Below are 19261 nucleotides of genomic sequence, written 5' to 3'. Positions count from 1 at the left end.
GTGCTCGTCAGAACGTCAGGGTCCAGGTGTCGATGTTCCCGGCGTCGTAGGTCCAGACGTCGGTCACCTGCAACTTCCACGTGCCGTTGCGGTTCTCCGCCGAGGCGTCGACCGTGTAGGTCTCGTGCACGCCACCGGTCGAGGTCGCGCCCTTCGCCTTCTTGAGGCTGTAGGTCGCACCGGACGGACCGACCAGGTCGATCGCGAGGTCCGCGGTGTAGGGGTGGTTGATGTCGACCTTCACCTTGGTGGTGGTCGAGGCCTTGCCCGTGCAGCCGGTCACGCTGACGGACGAGGACACGGCGGTGTTGTTGTCCGGAATGGACACGTCGTCACCGTTGGTGGCCGCGGCACACGGCTCGGGGTCGGGGCCACCGCCGCCGATGAAGCTGATGTTGAGCAGCTTGTTCGGCGAGCCCTGGACGTCCGAGATCTTGTTCGGCGTCGAGTTGTTCACCAGCGCGTCGCGAACCTGGGCAGGGGTGGCGGACGGGTTCGCGGACACGTACAGCGCGGCGGCGCCGACGACGTGCGGGGTGGCCATCGAGGTGCCGCCCATGGACGTGGTGCCGCCGCCGTTCTTGGTGGAGGTGATGTTCGAGCCGGGGCCGAAGATGTCGACGCACGAGCCCCAGTTCGACGCCTGCCCGCCGGTGTAGATCGAGCGCTTGTCGGCCGAGTCGCTGGCGGCCACCGTGATGGCCTCCGGCACGCGGGCGGGGGAGGTCTGGCAGGCGTCGCCGTTGTTGTTGCCGGCCGCGAGGCCGAACGTCACCCCCGCCGCGATCGCGCGCTTCACCGCGTTGTCCACAGTGGAGTCCGCGCCGCCGCCGAGGCTCATGTTCGCCACGGCGGGCTTCTTCGCGTTCTGCGCGACCCAGTCGATGCCCTTGATGATCTGCGAGTACTGGCCGTTGCCCGAGCAGTCGAGCACGCGGACAGCGACCAGGTTGACCTTCTTCGCCACGCCGTACGTCTTCGAGCCGACCGTGCCGGCGACGTGCGTGCCGTGGCCCTGGCAGTCCGAGGCGTCCGGGTCGTTGTCGATGAAGTCGTAGCCGTCCTTGGCCCGGCCCTCGAACTCGGTGTGCGCCTTGTAGATCCCCGTGTCCAGGATGTACGCGGTCACGTTCGACGCGGTGTTCGGGTAGGTGTACTTCGCGTCGACGGGCAGGTTCGCCTGGTCGATCCGGTCGAGGCCCCACGTCGGGTTCGTCTGGGTGTCCGACATTCGCGCCCAGCCGTCCTGCTGCACGTAGGCGACCGACGGGTCGGCCGCGAGGCGCTTCGCCGCCGCCTCGTCGAGCTTCACCGCGAACCCGCGCACCGACGCGACGTAGGTGTTGCTGACCTTGCCGCCGTGCTTGCGGGCCAGGTCGAGCGCCTTCGCGTTGGTGGTGGGAGCGTCGCTCGCGCCGTCCTTGAACACGACGATGTAGCTTCCCGCGACGGGGTCGGAGGTCTTCTGGATCGACCCCGTCTGAGCGGACACGGGGCTGCTCACCGCCGCCGCGACGGCCAGGCCGAGCCCGGTCGCCGCCAGCACGCGTGTTGTGCGATCAAGTCGCATCTCTGGTTCTCCGTTCTCCGGCCGCCTCGGCAGGGGTGGGCGACCACGTGCCGATCACCATCGGGCGACCTCGAACGACGAACAATCCGGATATCTCTACGTAGGGATACGCGTCTTTAACCCGACTTCCGTTCGTCGGAAAATCGTGCGCGCCTGAACCGCTGTCGCGCACGCCAGAACCGGATCCGGAAGCGGGTGCAGGCCAAAAGACTTCCTCTGCGCACCGGACGCGGCACTCGCGGCGGCCGGCGAGCTCGTTCCTCCAGGGGAGGAGTTCATGACCTACCATCGGTGCGGATGAGCCGGACACCGAAGTCCAGGGCGCGGCGGTGCGACCTGGGCGGACTGATGCGCACGAGCTCGCCGGTGCTGGTGGGCCGAGGTGACCAGCTCGGCGCGCTGCGGGCCGCCGTGCCGAGCCAGCCCGCGGTGGTCATGGTCGAGGGCGAGGCTGGCGTCGGGAAGTCACGGCTCGTGCGCGAGCTGCTGGACGCCGACCTGGGGCCGATCGCCGTCCTCATGGGGCACTGCCAGCCGGTGGGGGAGCCGTTCCCGTACGGCGCGGTGCTGGAGGCGTTGCGCGACTGCACAGAACGCCTGGCGCGCAACCACTCCCGGTTGAGCCCGGTGTCCGGTGTGCTCGGTGCGCTGCTGCCGGAACTCGCGGAGTACCTGCCCGATCCGCCGCCCCCGACCGGTGATCCGCGCGCGGACCGGCACCGGCTGTTCCGGGCGATGCGCGAACTGGTCGGCGTGCTCGGGCCGGTGCTGCTCGTCGTCGAGGACCTGCACTGGGCCGACGACGGGTCGCGGCAGCTGCTGCGGTTCCTGATGGGCGATCCGCCGGCGAACCTGTCGATCGTGGTCACCTACCGGCGCGAGGACGTGCCGGGCGGGGTGCCGCTGGGGTCGGCGTACCGGCCGCCGACCGGGATCACCAGCGCGTTGCTGGAGCTGGAGCCCCTGGACGTGGCCGAGGTGCGGGCGCTGACGTCCGCGATCCTCGACGGCGAGCCCGTGTCGGCGGAGTTCGCGGCGAAGCTGCACGAACGCACGGCGGGCATCCCGTTCGTGGTCGAGGAGACGTTGCGGGCGTTGCGGAATCCCGCCGGCGCCGTGCACGCGGACGGCGCCACGGCCCGCCGGCTGCTCGACAACGTGGACGTGCCGGTCCTGTTGCGCGACGCCATCGCCGAACGCCTGGCCGCGCTGCCCGCCGACGCCACCCGGCTGGTCGAGGCCGCCGCGGTGCTGGGCGCGCCCGCGTCCGTCGAACTGCTCGGCGAGGTGGCCGGGATAAGCGGAAGCCGTGAGGCGTTGACGCACGCGTTGACGGGCCATGTCCTGCACGAGGTCGACGCACGGCGGTACGGCTTCCGGCACGCGCTGGCCCAGCAGGCCGTCTACGACACCCTGAGCGGTCCCGACCGCCAGGCGTTGCACCACCGCGCCGCCGAGGTGCTCGACCAGGTCGAGCCCCGCCCGCTGGTGCAGCTCGCCGAACACAGCGAACGCGCCGGTCGGACGTCCGCGTGGCTGCGCTACGGCGAGGCGGCGGCGGACCGTGCCGTCGAGAACGGCGACGCGGGAACCGCCACGGCCCTGCTGCAACGGCTGCTGCTCGATCCGGCAGTGCCCACCACCGACGTGGACCGGCTCGCGATCAAGCTCGGCCAGATCGCCCACCAGGGCCTCGACCAGCTCGACCCGACCGAGGCCCTCGAACGCCTGCTGTCCGACCGGCGGCTGTCCACGGCGGCGCGCGGGCAGGTCCGCCACTACCGCGGTGTGCTGCTGATCCGGCAGGCGGGCGGCATCGAGGAGGCCCGCTCCGAGCTCGAACGGGCCGTCGCCGACCTGACCGAACGCCCGGACCTGGCCGCACGGGGTGAAGCCGTGCTGGCGTTGTCGTACCTCGGCACGACCCCGATGGGCGAGGTCCAGCCGTGGCTCGACCGCATCGCCCGCGCCCGCTCGGAGTTCGACGACCCCGAGTTGAAGATGTCCCTGTACGCCAACGAGATCGGCTCACGGATGCACACCGGCGACCCGGCCGTGCTGGCGGAGCTCGAGTTCCTGCCCGCCTCCACACCCGGCGAACTGCGCCAGGTCGCCCGCGCGCACTGCAACCTCGCCGACGCGCTGACCACCACCGGCCACCTCGACCTCTGCGCCGACCTGCTGCGCGACGGCCTGCGCTACGCCTCCGAGTGCGGCGCGCCGTTCGTGGCCAGCACCGCGCACGCGACGAGAGCGCGCCTGGACTGGCTGACCGGCGGGTGGGACGGCCTGGCCGAACGGGCGATGGCGCTGCTGGACGAGTACCGAGACCTGTTCCCGCTGGCGAGCGAGCTGTGCCTGATCCTCGGCTCACTCGCCACGGCCCGCGGCGAGTGGGCGGAGGCGACCAGCTACCTCACCGAGACCGGCGCGTTCGCCCCCGAGGAGTCGATCACCCCGGTCGCCATCGCGGGCTGCGCCGCCCTGGCCCGCACCATGCTGGCGCAGGACGAGGTCACCCGTGCCTGCGTGGACGTCGACCGGGGCCTCGCGATCGTGCGGGGCAAGGGCGTGTGGGTGTGGGCGACGGAACTCGGCCCGATCGCCGTGGCCACGTTCCTCGCGGCCGGCCGGGAGACCGACGCCGAGACGTTCATCGAGGAGTTCGCCTCGGGCGTGGAGGGCCGTGACGCGCCGATGGCGTTCGCCTCGGTGGCCTGGTGCCGCGCCCTGCTCGCCGAGGCACGCGGTCAGACCGACGCCGCCGTGACGCTCTACCGCGAGGCCGCCGACAGGTACTCGGCGCTGCCCGCGCCGTACCTCACCGCGCTGGTCGCCGAACGCGAGGCCGCGTGCCTGCTGCCCACCGACCAGGAGAAGGCGGCGGAGATCCTGTCGGCGCTGGTCGACACGTTCGACGGCCTGGGCGCCACCCGCGACGCGGCCCGGTGCCGGCACCAGCTGCGCAGCATCGGCGGCGGCAAACCGTCGCGCCGGGGCAGGCGCGGCTACGGCGACGAGCTCTCGCCGCGCGAGCAGGAGGTCGCCCGGCTCCTCGTGGCCGGGCACACGAACCGCAAGATCGCGGACGTGCTGTTCCTGTCGCCGCGGACCGTCGAGCAGCACGCGGCGCGGGTGCTGCGCAAGCTCGGGGTGTCGTCGCGGGCGGAGCTGCAGGCCGAGGACCTGGCCTGACCGACCGCGCGGAAACGCCCTAGTTCTCGCCCGGCACGACGAGGCCCATCTCGTAGGCCGCGACGATCGCCTGCGCCCGGTCGCGCACCCCGAGCTTGGCGAACACGCGACTGACGTGCGTCTTCGCCGTCTGCTCGACGATCACGAGCGTTGCCGCGATCTCGGTGTTCGACAGGCCGCGCGCGACCAGGCGCAGCACCTTGAGCTCCTGCGCGGTGAGGCGGTGAGCGCGTTCGGGCCTGACCGGCAGGCGCGCGGCGAACTCCGCCACCAGGCGACGGGTGACCGCCGGCGCGAACAGGGCGTTGCCCGCAGCGACCACGCGCACGGCGTTGACCAGGTCGTCCAGCGGCGCGTCCTTGAGCAGGAAGCCGCTGGCGCCCGCCCGCAGAGCGCCGTAGACGTACTCGTCGATGTCGAACGTGGTCAGCATCAGGACCCGCACGTCCGCCAGGTCCGGGTGGCCGAGGATCGCACCGGTGGCCTCCAGCCCGTCCATGACCGGCATGCGGACGTCCATCAGCACGACGTCCGGCCGGTCGCGGATGGCGGCGTGCACGGCGTCGGCGCCGTTGCCGGCCTCGCCCACGACGGTGATGTCCGGCTGTGCGTCGAGCACGGCGTGGAAGCTCTGCCGGACCATCGTCTGGTCGTCGACGATCAGCACCTCGATGCCCACCCGGTCATCCTCCGTTCAACGGCAACGTCACCGCCACGACGAACCCGCCTCCGTCCGGCCCTGCCCGGAACGCGCCGCCCAGCGCCGTGACCCGTTCGCGCATCCCGAGCAGCCCGTGCCGTGTCCTGCCGTCGGAGGCCGGCACGGGTGCGGTCGGGGCGCCGTTGGCCACCACGAGCCGCAGTTCCCCCGGCGTTGCGGAGATCTCGACGTCCACAGTGGAGCCCGGCGCGTGGCGGACGGCGTTGCTCAGGGCCTCCTGGGCGATGCGGTACGCCGACAGCGCCACGCCCGCGGGCACGTCCCGCACGTTCCCCTCGACCTCCAGGGACACGGCGACTCCCGCGCCGCGCAGCCGGTCGACCAGGTCGGCGATCTCCTCCACGCGCGGTTGCGGTGCGGTCGCCAGCTCGCCGTTCTCGTTGCGCAGGACGCCCAGCAGCCGTCGCATCTCGGTGAGGCCCTCACGTGCCGTGGACTGCATCTCGTCGAACTCGGTGACCACTTCCGATGGCAGGCCGTCGAACCGGTAGCGCGCGCTCCCGGCGCGGAGAGCCAGCACGGACATGTGGTGCGCCACCACGTCGTGCAGTTCGCGCGCGATGACCGCGCGTTCCTCCAGCTTGGTGGCCCGTGCGTGGTGTTCGGCGCTGTCCGCCTCGGCGATGCGGCGCAACCGCATGGCGTTGCCGAGGACCAGCGCTCCGCCGACGACGGCACCGGCCATGAGCGTGAACTGCAGGTAGTTCCCGGACCAGACCCACGCGGACGCCACGGTGAAGAGGAACACCCACGCCAGCACCACCTGGCGGTAGTTCTGGCCGACGACCAGCGCCATCGCCGTGGTCGCGACCACCAGGCCTGGCGACCAGGGCCAGAGCCAGTCGTCGCTCCAGAGCCAGTTGATCATCGGGGTGACGGCCAGCAGCAGCGCACACCCGCGCCACGCCCACAGCGGGTTCCTGAGCGACACCACCACCGACGCCGCGGCGATCCCCGTGAACCACCAGCCCGGGACCGGGTAGTCCCAGCCGTAGCGGCCGGGCGGGACGGCCACGTCCAGGGCCACCACCAGCGCGGCCAGGCCGAGCGTGAGCACCAGCCGGACGTGCCGCCACCGGGCCGGAGGGGGTGTCCTGACGAGCCGGCTCGCGGCGAAGAGCGTGGCGGCACCGGTGAGGAGGAACTGCTTGACCTCGGCGAACTTCACGGACCCCCACCGCCCCCACGGAACCTCCGTCGAACTTACATCAGCGACCGAAGTGGTTCTGGGCATGCGAGAACGGTCGCAGGACCGCACCGCCGGGTCGTCGTACTCCGGCGCACTCTTCGCGTGCTACCGCGGTAGCACGGTCTTCATCGGGAACTGCGAGTTCGTGCGCGCCACGCCCGGCAGCCTCGTCAGCGCCGACATGTAGAGCTGCTCGTACGCGGCGATGTCGGCGACCGCGATCCACAGGTGGTAGTCGGGCTGCCCGAACATCCGCACGCAGGACTCGACGGCGTCGATCTCCGCGATCCGCGCCTCGAACGCCTCGATGGTGCCGAGGTCCTGCGCGTGGAGGTCGATGTGCAGCAGCACGCGAAAGCCCCGGCCGAGCGCCACGGGGTCGACGGCCGCGTGGTAGCCGGTGATCACCCCGGCCTCCTCCAGCGCCCGGACCCGCCGCAGGCACGGCGACGGCGTGAGGCCCACCTTGTCGGCCAGTTCGGTGTTCGTGAGCCGGCCGTCCTCCTGGAGGTGGCGGATGATTGCGCGATCGATGCGGTCCACTGGCAGAGTGTGCCACGAAGCGGCTTCTGGAGGGTTGAAGTGGCAATCGTGTGCCAGCCCATCCGGCCTAATCTGCTCCTCGTGAACGAACTGCTGCTGACCGACGAAGAACGTGACAGGGCAGGCGCGAGGCTGGTGGCGCTGCTGGACTCCTACGAGCGAGGCCTGGCCAAGTCCGAGATCCTGCCGGCGCCCGACCGGGACGCGCTGTCGTCGTTGCTCGCCACGCCGATGCCCGAGCACGGCGTCGGTGTGGACGGGCTGTTCGACGCCTGGGAGAGCACGATTCTGCCCAACTCGACGACGGTCGCGCACCCGAGGTTCCTCGCCTACGTCCTCGGCCCGCCCAACGGCATCGCCCCGTACGCCGAGGCGATGGCCGCCGCCATCAACCAGAACTGCAACTTCTGGCAGCTGTCACCGGCGGCCAGCGTGGTCGAGCGATCCGTGCTGGAGTGGCTGGCCTCGGTCGTCGGATTTCCTTCTGGCGCCATGGGAATCCTCACCGGTGGCGGTTCGCTCGCCACCCTGCAGGCGCTGGCCACGGCGATGCACGACCGCGTGCCCGACTTCCACGCCACCGGTCTGCAACGGGACGCGGCACCGCTGGTCGTCTACACGTCCGTCGAGGCGCACCGCAGTGTCGACAAGGCCGCCGCGGTCCTCGGCATCGGCCTGGACAACGTGCGTCACATCGCCACGGATCCGTTGCACCGCATGGATGTGCACGCACTCCGGGCGGCCGTGGAGGAAGATCGCGCCGCCGGACTGCGGCCGTGGTGCGTGGTCGGCACCTGCGGCACGGTGTCGACGGGCTCGGTGGACCCGCTGGACGAGATCGCCGACCTGTGCGCCGCGGAGGACCTGTGGCTGCACGTCGACGGTGCCTACGGCGCGCTCTTCCTGCTGTCGGAGGAGATGCGCGGCCTGATGGGCGGCTGCGCCCGCGCCGACTCGATCACGCTCGACCCGCACAAGCTGCTGTACGCGCCGCTGGAGGCGGGCTGCCTGCTCGTCCGCGACGACGCGAAGCTGCGGGCCGCGTTCGCGTTCGACTCCTCGTACCTGACGGTCGCCGAGGACCCGCTGATGACCGACTACATGGACTACGGGCTGCAGCTCTCCCGCAACTTCAAGGCCTTCAAGGTGTGGAGCGCGCTGCAGACGTTCGGTGTCTCGGCGTTCCGCGACGCGAACGCGCGCACCCTGGCGCTGGCGCGGCGGCTGGGCGACGGCATCGAGGCCACGCCCGGACTCACGTTGCTGGCGCCGGTGACCCTGACGGCGGTGTGCTTCGCCTTGGACGGTGCCTCGGACGACGAGCACAGCGCGTTGCTGGAGCGGTTGATCGCGGAGAACGTGGCGCTGCTCGGACCCGTGGTGGTGGCGGGCAGGCGCGGCATCCGCGCCTGCGTCACCAACCACCGCACGTCCGAGGCCGACATCGACCTGGTCCTGCGCCGACTCCGTCAGGCCGTGTCCCGGAGGCCTCGTCGGGCGGCGGTAGCGGGTGAGGGCCCTGGAGGCGGCACCGCCGCGACGCCCGAACACAACCCGGTATGAGGACGTCGCGGCGGCACCGCCTCCAGGTCTCTCGCCCGCGCCTGCCACCGGACGAACCTCCGGGACACGACCTAGCGCCAGACGTCCGCGAGGTTCCGGTCGAACATCGTCGCGATCGACACCAGCGCGGCGTCCAGGTCGACGTTCTCCGGGTCGACCAGCGCCTGCAGGTGGATGCCGAGGAGCGCGCCGTTCAACGCCACGGCGGCGGTGCGCTCCCGCTCGGCCGCCTGCTCGGGGTCGAGCCCCGCCGGGCGCTTGAAGCGCAGCAGTTCCTCGATGCCCGCCCGCCGGCGCGAGAAGAACTCCCGGTACTGGTCGTGCACCACGCCCCGGTCGCCGAGCGCCTCGACCAGGATCATGAACACCAGCGCGGAGTTGCCGGTCCTGAGCAGTTCGGCGGTCTCGGAGAACACCTCGGTGATCGACGGCACCGACTCGTAGCGCTCGACGGGCCAGATGCGTGCGACGGCCCGTTCGACGACGGCCATCACGAGGCCGTCCTTGTTCTTGAAGTGCCACGGGATCGAGCCCCGGCTGATGCCCGACCGCTTCGCGATGTCCACGAAGGACGTGCGGTCGAACCCGCGTTCGGCGAACAGCTCCTCGGCGGCGTCGAGGATGCGGCGGCGGCTCTCGTCGCCGATCTCGTCGATCCGGCGCTGCCCGGGGGAGGTCACGACGATCATCGTACGACCCGGTCGACGTCCCGCCGCACGTGCCGGACGGTCGCGGCCAGCACCACACCGGCGACGACCGAGGCGGCCGGGGCGACGACGGCCACCGCGGCCTGCACGCCCCACAGCTCCTCCGCCGCGCCCGTGAGCACCGCGCCGCCCAGCCCGCCGATCAGCGCGGTGAAGACGCCGACCAGCGCGAACGCCGTCGCACGGGACTCCGCGGGTGTCACCGCGGCGACGACCACGCTGAGCGGGACGATGCCCGCGAACGTCATCGCCTGGATGACGATCCCGATGACCACGTAGGTCGTCACGTCGGGCGCGTACGCCTGCACCGCGAACCCGATCCCCATCATCGACAGCGTGACGGCCGCGAAGTACAGGCATGCTCCTGGGCTGCGCCGGAACAACCAGTCGCTCATCGCCCCGCCCGCGACGGCGCCGAGGAGTCCTCCCGCCGCGCACACGGACGTGATCACGCCCCTGGCCGCGGCGCCCTGCCCGAGCTGTTCCTCGAGCACGACGTTCAGGTAGATCGGCACCGTCGTCACGCTGATGCCGAACGTGCCGAGCGCGATCACCACCCCGACCAGCGTGGGGATCTTCCGCAGGCTCGCGAACACACCGCGGGACGAGGCGCTCGAGTGCTGCCTGGCCGGTTCCGGCAGGCGCAGGGCGGCGAACCCCAGCACCAGCGCCGGTACGGCGAGGAACGCGAACGCCCACCGCCAGGGCTCGTGCTCCTCCGGGATCAGCGCCGCGAACGCGGCCGCCACCAACGGCCCGGCCACGATGCCCAGCGGTTGCCCGCCCCGGTGCAGCCCGAGCACCCGGCCGCGCACGGCCGGGGGATAGGCGTCGACCAGCAGCGCCGACTGGATCGGACCCTCGTTGGCCTTGCCGATGCCCGCGACGACGCGGGCCGCCGAGGCCTGCCAGAGGTTCTGAACCAGGCCGAGGAGTCCAGCTGCGGCGGCCCACACGAGCGTGGCGACGCCGGCGATCGTCGTGCGGCGGTACCGGTCTCCCAGCAGGCCGAGCGGGAGGGCCGCGAGGGCGACCATCACCCCGGTCAGGGCTCCGACGACGCCGACGGCCGCCGTGCTGATGCCGAGCGACTCGCGGATCTCCGGCGCGAACACCACGAACATCACGCCGTCGACGCTGTCCAGCACCTGCAGGCCCGCCAGCACCCCGACGGTGGCCCCGCCGCCCGTGGCGAGGACCGCGCGCAGGGATCCGGGGTCCTGACGGGCGTCCGTTGCGGCTGCCGAAGGTCGATCTGCTCTCGAAGGCATGTTGAGCAGGCTACTGTGTTAGTCAACATAGTGTCGTCAGATCAGCACAGAAAGGCTTCCGACATGGAGTGGACGGGATCGGTCGCGTTCGTCACCGGCGGCGCGCAGGGCATCGGCCTGGGCATCGCGAGGTCGCTGGCCCGGCGGGGTGTGCGCCTCGCGCTGGCCGACGTCGACGGTCCGGCGCTGGAACGGGCGGTCGCGGAACTGGCCCGCGTGACGGACGTGCGGACCTACGAGCTCGACGTGCGCGACCGCGCGAGGTTCGCCGAGGTCGCCGACGTGGCCGAACGGGAGCTGGGTCCGGTGGGCCTGCTGTTCAACAACGCGGGCGTGGTGCCGTACGCCACCGCGGCGGACCTGACCTACGAGACGTGGGACCTGGTGCTCGCCGTGAACCTGACAGGCGTGGTCAACGGGATCCAGACGTTCCTGCCGCGCATGATCGGCCGCCGGTCCGGCCACGTCGTGAACACGGCGTCGGGCGCTGGGCTCGTGGCCGACCCGAACGTGCCGTACGTGACGTCGAAGTTCGCCGTGGTCGGGCTCTCGGAGTCGCTGCGCCTGTCCGCGGAGAGGCACGGGGTCGGGGTCAGCGTGCTGTGCCCCGGTCCGGTCGACACGGGCATCGTCGCGAACACCGGTGCCCTGCACCGGAGTCTCGCGATCAGGGACGAACTCGTGCCGGTCGTCCAGGAGTTCCTGCGCAGCGGGCCGGGTGTCGACGAGGTGGGGGAGATGGTGCTGGCGGCGATGGAGGCCGGCAAGCCGTGGATCTTCACCGGTGACGACGCCGGTCCACACCTGCGAGCTAGGACGGACGCCCTGCTCGAATGCCTATGAGACGGCGGTGAGCCCGCGGCGCAGGCGGCCGAAGAGCTTGGCGTCGTTCATCGCGAGCACGCCGACCGGGTGGCCCGCGCGGCGGAACTCCGCGGCGAACCTGCGGTCGTCCGGCGAGCCGTCGACCACGACGACCTCGTCGGCGCCGCCGGTCTCGCCCGCGAGCTGGAGGTGGACGCCGTACTGGTCGGACCAGACGTACCCGGACGGCCGGTAGGTCTCGGCCGTCGTGCCGGCGAGGAGGTTGCGGACGGCCACGACCGGCTGTTCGGAGGCGTTCGTCCAGTGCTCGTGGCGGACGTGGCGACCGCCGTGCTGATAGCGGGCCACGTCGCCGACGGCGACCACGGACGGGATGGACGTGACGCAGCCGTGGTCGCACAGCACGCCGTTGTCCACCGCGAGGCCGGAGCCGGCGAGCCAGTCGGTGGCGGGCACCATGCCGATACCGGCCACCACGACGTCGGCCGGGAGGTGCGTGCCGTCGCGCAGGACGACGCCGGTGACACGCTTCCCGTTGTGCGCGAACGACTCCACTCCGACGCCGAGGCGCAGGTCGACGCCGTGGTCGGTGTGCAGGTCGGCGCAGAGGGCACCGAGGACGGGGCCCAGGAAGCGTTCCATCGGGATCGCGGCGGCCTCGACGACCGTCACGTCCAGGCCGAGCGCGCGGCACGTGGACGCGACCTCGGCGCCGATCCAGCCCGCGCCGACGACCACGACACGAGCGCCGGGCACCAGTTCTCCTTGCAACGCAACGGCGTCGTCGAGCGTGCGGAGGGTGTGGACACCGCGCAACGAGGCCGTGCCAGGCAGCGTGCGAGGGCGGCCACCGGTCGCGATCACCACGCCGTCCGCCCGCACGACCTCGTCCGTGGACAGGAAGACCGAGCCCGTGGACGGGTCGAGCCGGGACGCGCGCACACCGAGCCGCCACTCCGCGCCGAAGTCCTCGTCGGAGAGCGTCAGATCGGCGGCGGTCCGGGTGCCGAGCAGGAAGGCCTTGGACAGCGGGGGACGGTCGTAGGGCGCGTGAGGCTCCTCGCCGACCACCACGATCCGGCCGTCGAAGCCCTGCGAGCGCAGTTCTTCCACGGACCGCAGCCCGGCGAGCGACGCGCCGACGACCGCGACCGTTCTCATGCCACGGCCTCCTGGCCGCCCGTGTCCACGTAGATCACGCCGTCCCGCACGACGACCGGGTAGGTGCGCACCGCCCTCTTGGCCGGCAGGCAGGTCGGCAGGCCGGTGCGGAGGTCGAAACTCGCGGCGTGCAACGGACATTCGACGAGACAGCCCTCCAGCCACCCCTCCGACAGCGAGGCGTCCTGGTGGGTGCAGGTGTCGTCGATCGCGTAGAACTCGCCGTCCGCGTTGAAGACGGCGATCGCCACGTCGCCGGTCACGACCACGGATTCGCCCACCGGCAGGTCGTCCACGGCGCATGCGGTGATCATCAGGTGAACCTCCGTTGCGTATTACGGAACACGGTGTGCGATACGCAACAGCGAGGATGAACCAGGATCATGAACGGCGTCAAGAACCCGAGTGGGTTGCGTCAATCGGATACCGTTGCGTCATGAGCAACAGCGAGGTTGCGCGCGACAAGGCGCTGGTGCAATCGGTCGATCGGGCGGTGGCGGTGCTCGAGCTGCTGGCCCGCAACGGGGAGGCGGGGATCACCGAGATCGCCGCCGAGCTCGGTGTGCACAAGTCCTCCGCGTCCAGACTCGTTCACACGCTCCAGGCCCGCGAACTCGTGGAGCAGGAAGGCGAACGCGGCCCGTTCCGCATCGGCATCGGCATGCTCCGGTTCGCGGGTGCGGTGACCGGCCAGCTCGACTACGTCCGGGTCGGCGGCCCGGTGTGCACGGAGCTCGCCGACCGGCTCGGCGAGACCGTCAACATCGCGGTCCTCGACGGCGACGTGGCGCTCAACGTGAGCCAGGCGCGGGGGAGTTCCGCGGTCGCCGCGCAGAACTGGGTCGGGCAGCGCACGCCGTTGCACGCGACGTCGAGCGGCAAGGTCCTGCTCGCCGCCGCGCCGGCCGACGAGCAGGAACGCCTGCTGTCGGGTGAACTGGAGTCCTGCGCGCCGCGCACGATCACCGATCCCGTCAAGCTGCGGTACGTCCTGCGCCGCACGGCCGAGGACGGGTTCGCCACGTGCATGGAGGAGCTCGAGGCCGGCCTGCACGCCGTCGCGGTGCCGGTGTTCGGCTCGCGCGGTGACGTCGTGGCGGCGATCAGCGCCGCCGGTCCCGCCTACCGGCTCTCGCAGAAGCGCATGCCCGAAATTGTGGAGGAACTGCGCGTGGCGTCGCGAGATCTCTCCGTGCGCATGGGGCATCCCGTGCTGTGAAACGGATTCACGAACGAGGAGCCTCCGGCCGCAGCCGGAGGCTCCTCGTCTTTTCGGATGCCTCCGTCCGTGCGACAAGGCCTTGACAACGGCTCGAACGAGTCGCACCGTGATGCGCAGTTGCATAATGCGAACCAGGTTGCGTATTACGGAACTCGCTCGGAAGGGTCGGCCCGTTGTCACTCTCCGTTCCCACCACCACAGTTCTGGACCAGGACCTCGGCGAGCTGGATCCCGAGGTCGCCGCCGAGATCCGCGCCGAGTTGCACCGCCAGCAGTCGACGCTCGAGATGATCGCCTCCGAGAACTTCGCGCCGGTCGGCGTGCTGCAGGCGCAGGGATCGGTGCTGACCAACAAGTACGCCGAGGGCTACCCGGGCCGCCGCTACTACGGCGGGTGCGAGCACGTCGACGTGATCGAGGCGCTGGCGATCGAGCGGGTGAAGGCGTTGTTCGGCGCCGAGCACGCGAACGTCCAGCCGCACTCGGGCGCGCAGGCCAACGCGGCGGCGATGGCGGCGGTGCTCCAGCCCGGTGACACGATCATGGGCCTCGACCTCGCGCACGGCGGTCACCTGACGCACGGCATGCGGATCAACTTCTCCGGCCGCCTCTACGACGTCGTGGCGTACCACGTCGACCGCGAGTCCGGGCGCGTGGACATGGCCGAGGTCGAACGGCTCGCGCTCGAGTCGAGGCCGAAGCTCGTCATCGCGGGCTGGTCGGCCTACCCGCGGCAGCTCGACTTCGCCGAGTTCCGCCGCATCGCCGATCTCGTGGGCGCCAAGCTCATGGTCGACATGGCCCACTTCGCCGGGCTCGTCGCCGCGGGCCTGCACCCGAGCCCCGTGCCGTTCGCCGACCTCGTCACGACCACCACCCACAAGACCCTCGGCGGTCCGCGGGGTGGCGTGATCCTCTCCACCGGGGAGCTGGCGAAGAAGGTCGACTCCACGGTGTTCCCCGGTCAGCAGGGCGGACCGCTGCAGCACGTCATCGCCGCCAAGGCCGTCGCGTTCAAGGTCGCGGCGGGGGAGGAGTTCCGCGAACGGCAGCAGCGCGTCCTCGAAGGCGCGGCGATCCTCGCGGAGCGGCTGTCCCGGCCGGACTGCCGGGACGCCGGGGTCAAGGTGCTCTCCGGCGGCACCGACGTGCACCTCGTCCTGGTGGACCTGGTCGAGTCCTCGTTGGACGGCAAACAGGCCGAGGACCGGTTGCACCGCATCGGCATCACCGTCAACCGCAACGCGGTCCCGTTCGACCCGCGACCGCCGATGGTCACCTCCGGCCTGCGGATCGGCACGCCCGCCCTGGCCACCCGCGGCTTCACCGCCGACGACTTCACCGAGGTCGCCGACGTCATCGCCGCGGCCCTCCAGCCCGACTTCGACGAGGCGGACCTGTCCGCCCGCGTCGCGGCGCTGGCCGGAAAGAACCCCCTCTACCCCCACCTCTGACGGGAGCGACTCGAGTGGCACAAGCGGTGAACGGCGTGGTGGCTGCGGGACGTGGGGCGAAGGTCTCGGTCGAGACCGTCCTCGTGCCGGATCCCGGTCCCGGCGAAGCGGTGGTCGAGGTGCAGGCGTGCGGCGTGTGCCACACGGACCTGCACTACCGGGAGGGCGGGATCAACGACGAGTTCCCGTTCCTGCTGGGGCACGAGGCGGCGGGCGTCGTGGAGTCGGTCGGTGCCGGCGTCACGGACCTGGAGCCCGGCGACTTCGTGGTCCTCAACTGGCGTGCGGTGTGCGGGTCGTGCCGGGCGTGCCTGCGCGGCCGTCCGCAGTACTGCTTCAACACCTACAACGCGTCACAGCCGATGACTTTGCAGGACGGCACTCCGCTGTCGCCCGCGCTGGGCATCGGCGCGTTCGCGGAGAAGACGCTCGTCCACTCCGGACAGTGCACGAAGGTGAACCCGAAGGCACCGGCGGAGGTCGCCGGCCTGCTCGGGTGCGGGGTGATGGCGGGCATCGGCGCCGCGATCAACACCGGGGGCGTGACCCGCGGCGACAGCGTGGCCGTGCTGGGCTGCGGCGGTGTCGGGGACGCGGCCATCGCGGGAGCCCGGCTGGCGGGTGCGCGCACGATCATCGCCGTCGACCTCGACGACACGAAACTCCGGTGGGCGGAACGGTTCGGCGCCACGCACACCGTCAACGCCCGCGAGCAGGACGTCGTCGAGGCCATCCGCGAGCTGACCGAGGGCAACGGCGCCGACGTGGTGATCGACGCCGTCGGCCGGCCGGAGACGTTCCAGCAGGCGTTCTACGCCCGCGACCTCGCCGGACTGGCGGTCCTCGTCGGTGTGCCGACACCGGACATGACGCTGGAACTGCCGCTGATCGACGTGTTCTCCCGCGGTGGCGCGGTGAAGTCGTCCTGGTACGGCGACTGCCTGCCCAGCCGCGACTTCCCGCTGCTCATCGACCTGTACCTGCAGGGCAGGCTGGACCTGGGGGCGTTCGTGACCGAGACGATCGGCCTGGAGGACGTCGAGAAGGCGTTCGACGACATGCACCACGGCCGGGTCCTGCGTTCGGTGGTGGTCCTGTGACGCAGCCGCGAGTCGTGCTGATCGGCGCGGGCATCGTCGGATGCGCACTCGCCGACGAACTGACCGCCCGCGGGTGGACCAACGTCACCGTGCTCGAACAGGGACCGCTGTTCGCCACGGGCGGGTCGAGCTCCCACGCACCGGGTCTGGTCTTCCAGACCACCGGCTGCAAGACCATGACGTCGTTCGCCAAGTACACCGTCGAGAAGTACACGGCGCTGACGCTGGACGACCGGTGGTGCTTCCAGCAGGTCGGCGGCCTGGAGGTCGCCACCACACCGGAACGCTGGACCGACATCCAGCGCCGCCACGGCTGGGCCACGTCGTGGGGCGTCGAGAGCTTCCTGCGCGATCCCGACGAGGTCGCGCGGCTGTACCCGTTGCTGGATCCCTCGAAGATCCTCGGTGGCTTCCACATCCCCACCGACGGCATCGCGAAGCCGCTCAGGGCGGCCGAGGCCCAGGCGCGCCGGGCGATGGAACGCGGGGCGAAGTTCCTGTCGCACCACGAGGTCACCGGCATCGAACGCACCGGGCGTCGCGTCAAGGCCGTCGTCACCGAGCACGACACGTTCCCGGCCGACGTCGTCGTGTCGTGCGTCGGCATGTGGGGCCCGCGGATCGGCCGGATGGTCGACCTCGACATCCCGCTCGTCCCGATGGCCCACCAGTACGCGAAAACGGCTCCGCTGCCGTCGTTGCAGGGCGTCAACACCGAGCTGTCCGAGATGTCGAGGCCGTTGCTGCGCCACCAGGACGCCGACCTGTACTTCCGCGAGCACGTCGACCGGATCGGCATCGGCGCGTACGGGCACCGGCCCATGCCGATCTCGGCGGACGACATCCTCGACTTCGACGTGGCGCCGACCATGCCGTCCGAGATCGCGTTCACCCCGGAGGACTTCGAGACCTCCTGGGACGCCGCCGTCGACCTGCTGCCCGCGCTCGGCGACTCCAAGGTCGAGGAGGGGATCAACGGCCTGTTCTCCTTCACCCCGGACGGCAACCCGCTGCTCGGCGAACACCCCGGCCTGGAGGGCTTCTGGGTCGCCGAGGCCGTGTGGATCACGCACTCCGCCGGTGTCGCGAAGGCGGTGGCCGAGTGGCTGGTCGACGGCCAGCCGGGCGTCGACCTGCACGGCTGCGACCTCAACCGGTTCGAGGACGTCCAGCGCGCCCCCGGCTACGTGCACGAACGCAGCTGCCGGGCGTTCGTCGAGGTCTACGACGTGCTGCACCCGTTGCAGCCCGCCGAGAACCCGCGCCCGCTGCGCACGAGCCCGTTCTACGAGCGGCAGGAGGAACTCGGCGCGGTGTTCCTGGAGGCGTCGGGCTGGGAACGGCCGCACTGGTACGAGGCCAATGCCTCACTGCCCGAGGTCGCGGAGATCCCCGAGCGCAACGAATGGGCGTCCCGGTTCTGGTCGCCTATCGCCGGTGCGGAGGCGCTGGTCGCCCGCAAGCGCGTCGCGATGTTCGACATGACGTCGTTGAAGCGACTGGAGGTCAGCGGTCCGGAGGCGTTGACGTTCCTGCAGACCATGACCACCAACCAGCTCGACCGCAAGCCGGGCGCGGTGGTCTACACGTTGCTGCTCAACGAGGACGGGGGAGTGCGCAGCGACCTGACGATCGCGAGGCTCGGCGAGGACCGGTTCCAGGTCGGCGCCAACGGCCCGCTCGACCTCGACTGGCTGCGCCGGCGCCTGCCTCCCAACGGTGGTGTGCACATCAGCGACATCACGCCCGGCACGTGCTGCATCGGCCTGTGGGGACCGGAAGCGCGCAATCTGTTGCAGCCGCTGACGAAGACCGACTTCTCGCACGAGGCCATGGGCTACTTCAAGGCGCAGCAGGCGTTCATCGGCGAGGTGCCGGTGACCGCGATGCGCCTGTCGTACGTCGGCGAGCTGGGCTGGGAGCTCTACACCACCGCGGACATGGGCCGCAGGCTGTGGGACACGCTGTGGGAGGCCGGTCAGGAGCACGGTGTCATCGCCGCGGGCCGCAGCGCGTTCACCAGCATGCGGCTGGAGAAGGGCTACCGCTCGTGGGGCACCGACGTGACCACCGAGCACGACCCGTTCGAGGCGGGGCTGGGCTTCGCGGTCCGCATGAACAAGGGCTACTTCCACGGTCGCAAGGCGCTGGAGGGCAGGTCGGAGGAGACGGTCACCCGCAAGCTCACGTGCCTGCTCATCGAGGACGACCACCAGGTCGTCATGGGGTCGGAGCCGGTGTTCGCGGGCGGGGTGGCGGTCGGGTACGTCACGAGCGCGGCCCGCGGGTACTCGATCGGCAGGAACATCGCCTACGCCTGGCTGCCCGCTCACGTCGCGACGGAGGGCAACCGGGTCGAGATCGAGTACTTCGGCGACCGGGTCGCCGCGGTGGTGGCGGCGGAACCGCTGTTCGACCCGAAGATGCTGCGGATCCGGTCATGAGCCACGACGTGATCGTCATAGGGCTCGGCGACTTGGGCGGGGCGGCCGCACACCGCCTCGCCGCGCGGGGGCTGCGCGTGCTCGGGCTGGACAGCCGGTCGCAGGCCGAACTGCCCGGCTCGGACGACGCCTTCCTCGCCGGCGCCGACCTGCGCTTCGAGGAGACGGTGATCGACTTCCACGTCGAGCCGTCCGGAACGGGTGCCCGTGTGCTGACGCGGTCGAGCACCCACACCGCCCCGCTGCTGGTGATCTGCGCCGGCTCGGACGCGCGTTCCCTTCTTCTCTGACACCAC

General features: G+C 71.2%; 16 protein-coding genes. 8 read left to right on the top strand and 8 right to left on the bottom strand.

Annotation, left to right across the window (positions count from 1 at the left end; genetic code table 11):
• Nucleotides 1–7: 7 nt before the first annotated feature.
• Complete coding sequence (locus tag ND450_RS13650; protein WP_253326495.1) at nucleotides 8–1570, bottom strand: S8 family peptidase; 1563 nt, start codon at nucleotides 1568–1570, stop codon at nucleotides 8–10.
• Nucleotides 1571–1867: 297 nt separating this feature from the next.
• On the opposite strand from ND450_RS13650, the gene ND450_RS13645 reads away from it, so the two are divergent.
• Nucleotides 1868–4765, top strand: coding sequence for an AAA family ATPase (locus ND450_RS13645; RefSeq protein ID WP_253326494.1), 2898 nt, complete (start codon nucleotides 1868–1870; stop codon nucleotides 4763–4765).
• A 19-nt stretch (nucleotides 4766–4784) separates the two neighbouring features.
• Here the strand turns inward: ND450_RS13645 and ND450_RS13640 are convergent, their stop codons facing one another.
• From ND450_RS13640 to ND450_RS13630, 3 genes are all read right to left on the bottom strand, one after another.
• On the bottom strand, nucleotides 4785–5444 hold the full coding sequence (locus ND450_RS13640; protein WP_256557508.1) for a response regulator transcription factor: 660 nt from the start codon (nucleotides 5442–5444) through the stop codon (nucleotides 4785–4787).
• A 4-nt stretch (nucleotides 5445–5448) separates the two neighbouring features.
• Nucleotides 5449–6654 carry a sensor histidine kinase gene (locus ND450_RS13635; RefSeq protein WP_253326493.1) on the bottom strand — a complete coding sequence of 402 codons (1206 nt, stop codon included), beginning with the start codon at nucleotides 6652–6654 and terminating at the stop codon, nucleotides 5449–5451.
• Nucleotides 6655–6780: 126 nt separating this feature from the next.
• A complete protein-coding gene (locus tag ND450_RS13630) occupies nucleotides 6781–7218 on the bottom strand; it encodes an Lrp/AsnC family transcriptional regulator (protein WP_089921476.1) in 438 nt (145 codons plus the stop codon).
• Nucleotides 7219–7299: 81 nt separating this feature from the next.
• Here ND450_RS13630 and ND450_RS13625 point away from each other — a divergent pair, with 81 nt between their 5' ends.
• Nucleotides 7300–8781 (top strand): pyridoxal-dependent decarboxylase, encoded by a 1482-nt coding sequence (locus ND450_RS13625; protein WP_253326492.1) that lies wholly within the window; start codon nucleotides 7300–7302, stop codon nucleotides 8779–8781.
• 71 nt (nucleotides 8782–8852) lie between these two features.
• On the opposite strand, the gene ND450_RS13620 is transcribed toward ND450_RS13625, so the two are convergent.
• Nucleotides 8853–9461 (bottom strand): TetR/AcrR family transcriptional regulator, encoded by a 609-nt coding sequence (locus tag ND450_RS13620; protein ID WP_253326491.1) that lies wholly within the window; start codon nucleotides 9459–9461, stop codon nucleotides 8853–8855.
• Nucleotides 9462–9466: 5 nt separating this feature from the next.
• Nucleotides 9467–10759: an MFS transporter gene (locus ND450_RS13615; RefSeq protein WP_253326490.1), complete on the bottom strand. Its 1293-nt coding sequence runs from the start codon at nucleotides 10757–10759 to the stop codon at nucleotides 9467–9469.
• A gap of 63 nt (nucleotides 10760–10822) precedes the next feature.
• On the opposite strand from ND450_RS13615, the gene ND450_RS13610 reads away from it, so the two are divergent.
• Nucleotides 10823–11602 carry an SDR family oxidoreductase gene (locus ND450_RS13610; RefSeq protein WP_253326489.1) on the top strand — a complete coding sequence of 260 codons (780 nt, stop codon included), beginning with the start codon at nucleotides 10823–10825 and terminating at the stop codon, nucleotides 11600–11602.
• Here ND450_RS13610 and ND450_RS13605 read toward each other — a convergent pair.
• Nucleotides 11597–12745, bottom strand: a complete 1149-nt coding sequence (locus ND450_RS13605) for an NAD(P)/FAD-dependent oxidoreductase (RefSeq protein ID WP_253326488.1) — start codon at nucleotides 12743–12745, stop codon at nucleotides 11597–11599. The genes ND450_RS13610 and ND450_RS13605 overlap by 6 nt on opposite strands.
• The gene (locus ND450_RS13600; protein WP_089921471.1) at nucleotides 12742–13059 is read right to left on the bottom strand and encodes a bifunctional 3-phenylpropionate/cinnamic acid dioxygenase ferredoxin subunit; all 318 of its coding nucleotides are present in this window, start codon (nucleotides 13057–13059) and stop codon (nucleotides 12742–12744) included. Before ND450_RS13600 ends, ND450_RS13605 begins: the two co-directional genes overlap by 4 nt.
• Before the next feature lie 122 nt (nucleotides 13060–13181).
• On the opposite strand from ND450_RS13600, the gene ND450_RS13595 reads away from it, so the two are divergent.
• The 5 genes from ND450_RS13595 to ND450_RS13575 all read left to right on the top strand — a co-directional run bounded on the left by ND450_RS13595 (nucleotide 13182) and on the right by ND450_RS13575 (nucleotide 19255).
• Nucleotides 13182–13964: an IclR family transcriptional regulator gene (locus ND450_RS13595; RefSeq protein ID WP_253326487.1), complete on the top strand. Its 783-nt coding sequence runs from the start codon at nucleotides 13182–13184 to the stop codon at nucleotides 13962–13964.
• A 176-nt stretch (nucleotides 13965–14140) separates the two neighbouring features.
• Nucleotides 14141–15421 carry a serine hydroxymethyltransferase gene (gene glyA, locus ND450_RS13590; protein WP_305885220.1) on the top strand — a complete coding sequence of 427 codons (1281 nt, stop codon included), beginning with the start codon at nucleotides 14141–14143 and terminating at the stop codon, nucleotides 15419–15421.
• A 14-nt stretch (nucleotides 15422–15435) separates the two neighbouring features.
• The gene (locus tag ND450_RS13585) at nucleotides 15436–16521 is read left to right on the top strand and encodes an S-(hydroxymethyl)mycothiol dehydrogenase (protein WP_253326486.1); all 1086 of its coding nucleotides are present in this window, start codon (nucleotides 15436–15438) and stop codon (nucleotides 16519–16521) included.
• Nucleotides 16518–18965 (top strand): FAD-dependent oxidoreductase, encoded by a 2448-nt coding sequence (locus ND450_RS13580; protein ID WP_253326485.1) that lies wholly within the window; start codon nucleotides 16518–16520, stop codon nucleotides 18963–18965. The genes ND450_RS13585 and ND450_RS13580 overlap by 4 nt, the downstream gene beginning before the upstream one ends.
• On the top strand, nucleotides 18962–19255 hold the full coding sequence (locus tag ND450_RS13575) for a hypothetical protein (RefSeq protein WP_253326484.1): 294 nt from the start codon (nucleotides 18962–18964) through the stop codon (nucleotides 19253–19255). The genes ND450_RS13580 and ND450_RS13575 overlap by 4 nt, the downstream gene beginning before the upstream one ends.
• Nucleotides 19256–19261 lie beyond the last annotated feature (6 nt).

The sequence above is a fragment of the Lentzea sp. HUAS12 genome (genome assembly GCF_024125735.1).
GTDB lineage: Bacteria > Actinomycetota > Actinomycetes > Mycobacteriales > Pseudonocardiaceae > Lentzea > Lentzea albida.
This window is presented reverse-complemented; position numbering and strand designations above follow the sequence as displayed.

Coding starts and splice junctions, on each gene's coding strand:
- ND450_RS13595 (WP_253326487.1), top strand. CDS start 13,182: ATGAGCAACAGCGAGGTTGCGCGCGACAAGGCGCTGGTGCAATCGGTC.
- ND450_RS13575 (WP_253326484.1), top strand. CDS start 18,962: ATGAGCCACGACGTGATCGTCATAGGGCTCGGCGACTTGGGCGGGGCG.
- ND450_RS13600 (WP_089921471.1), bottom strand. CDS start 13,059: ATGATCACCGCATGCGCCGTGGACGACCTGCCGGTGGGCGAATCCGTG.
- ND450_RS13610 (WP_253326489.1), top strand. CDS start 10,823: ATGGAGTGGACGGGATCGGTCGCGTTCGTCACCGGCGGCGCGCAGGGC.
- ND450_RS13650 (WP_253326495.1), bottom strand. CDS start 1,570: ATGCGACTTGATCGCACAACACGCGTGCTGGCGGCGACCGGGCTCGGC.
- ND450_RS13645 (WP_253326494.1), top strand. CDS start 1,868: ATGAGCCGGACACCGAAGTCCAGGGCGCGGCGGTGCGACCTGGGCGGA.
- ND450_RS13605 (WP_253326488.1), bottom strand. CDS start 12,745: ATGAGAACGGTCGCGGTCGTCGGCGCGTCGCTCGCCGGGCTGCGGTCC.
- ND450_RS13615 (WP_253326490.1), bottom strand. CDS start 10,759: ATGCCTTCGAGAGCAGATCGACCTTCGGCAGCCGCAACGGACGCCCGT.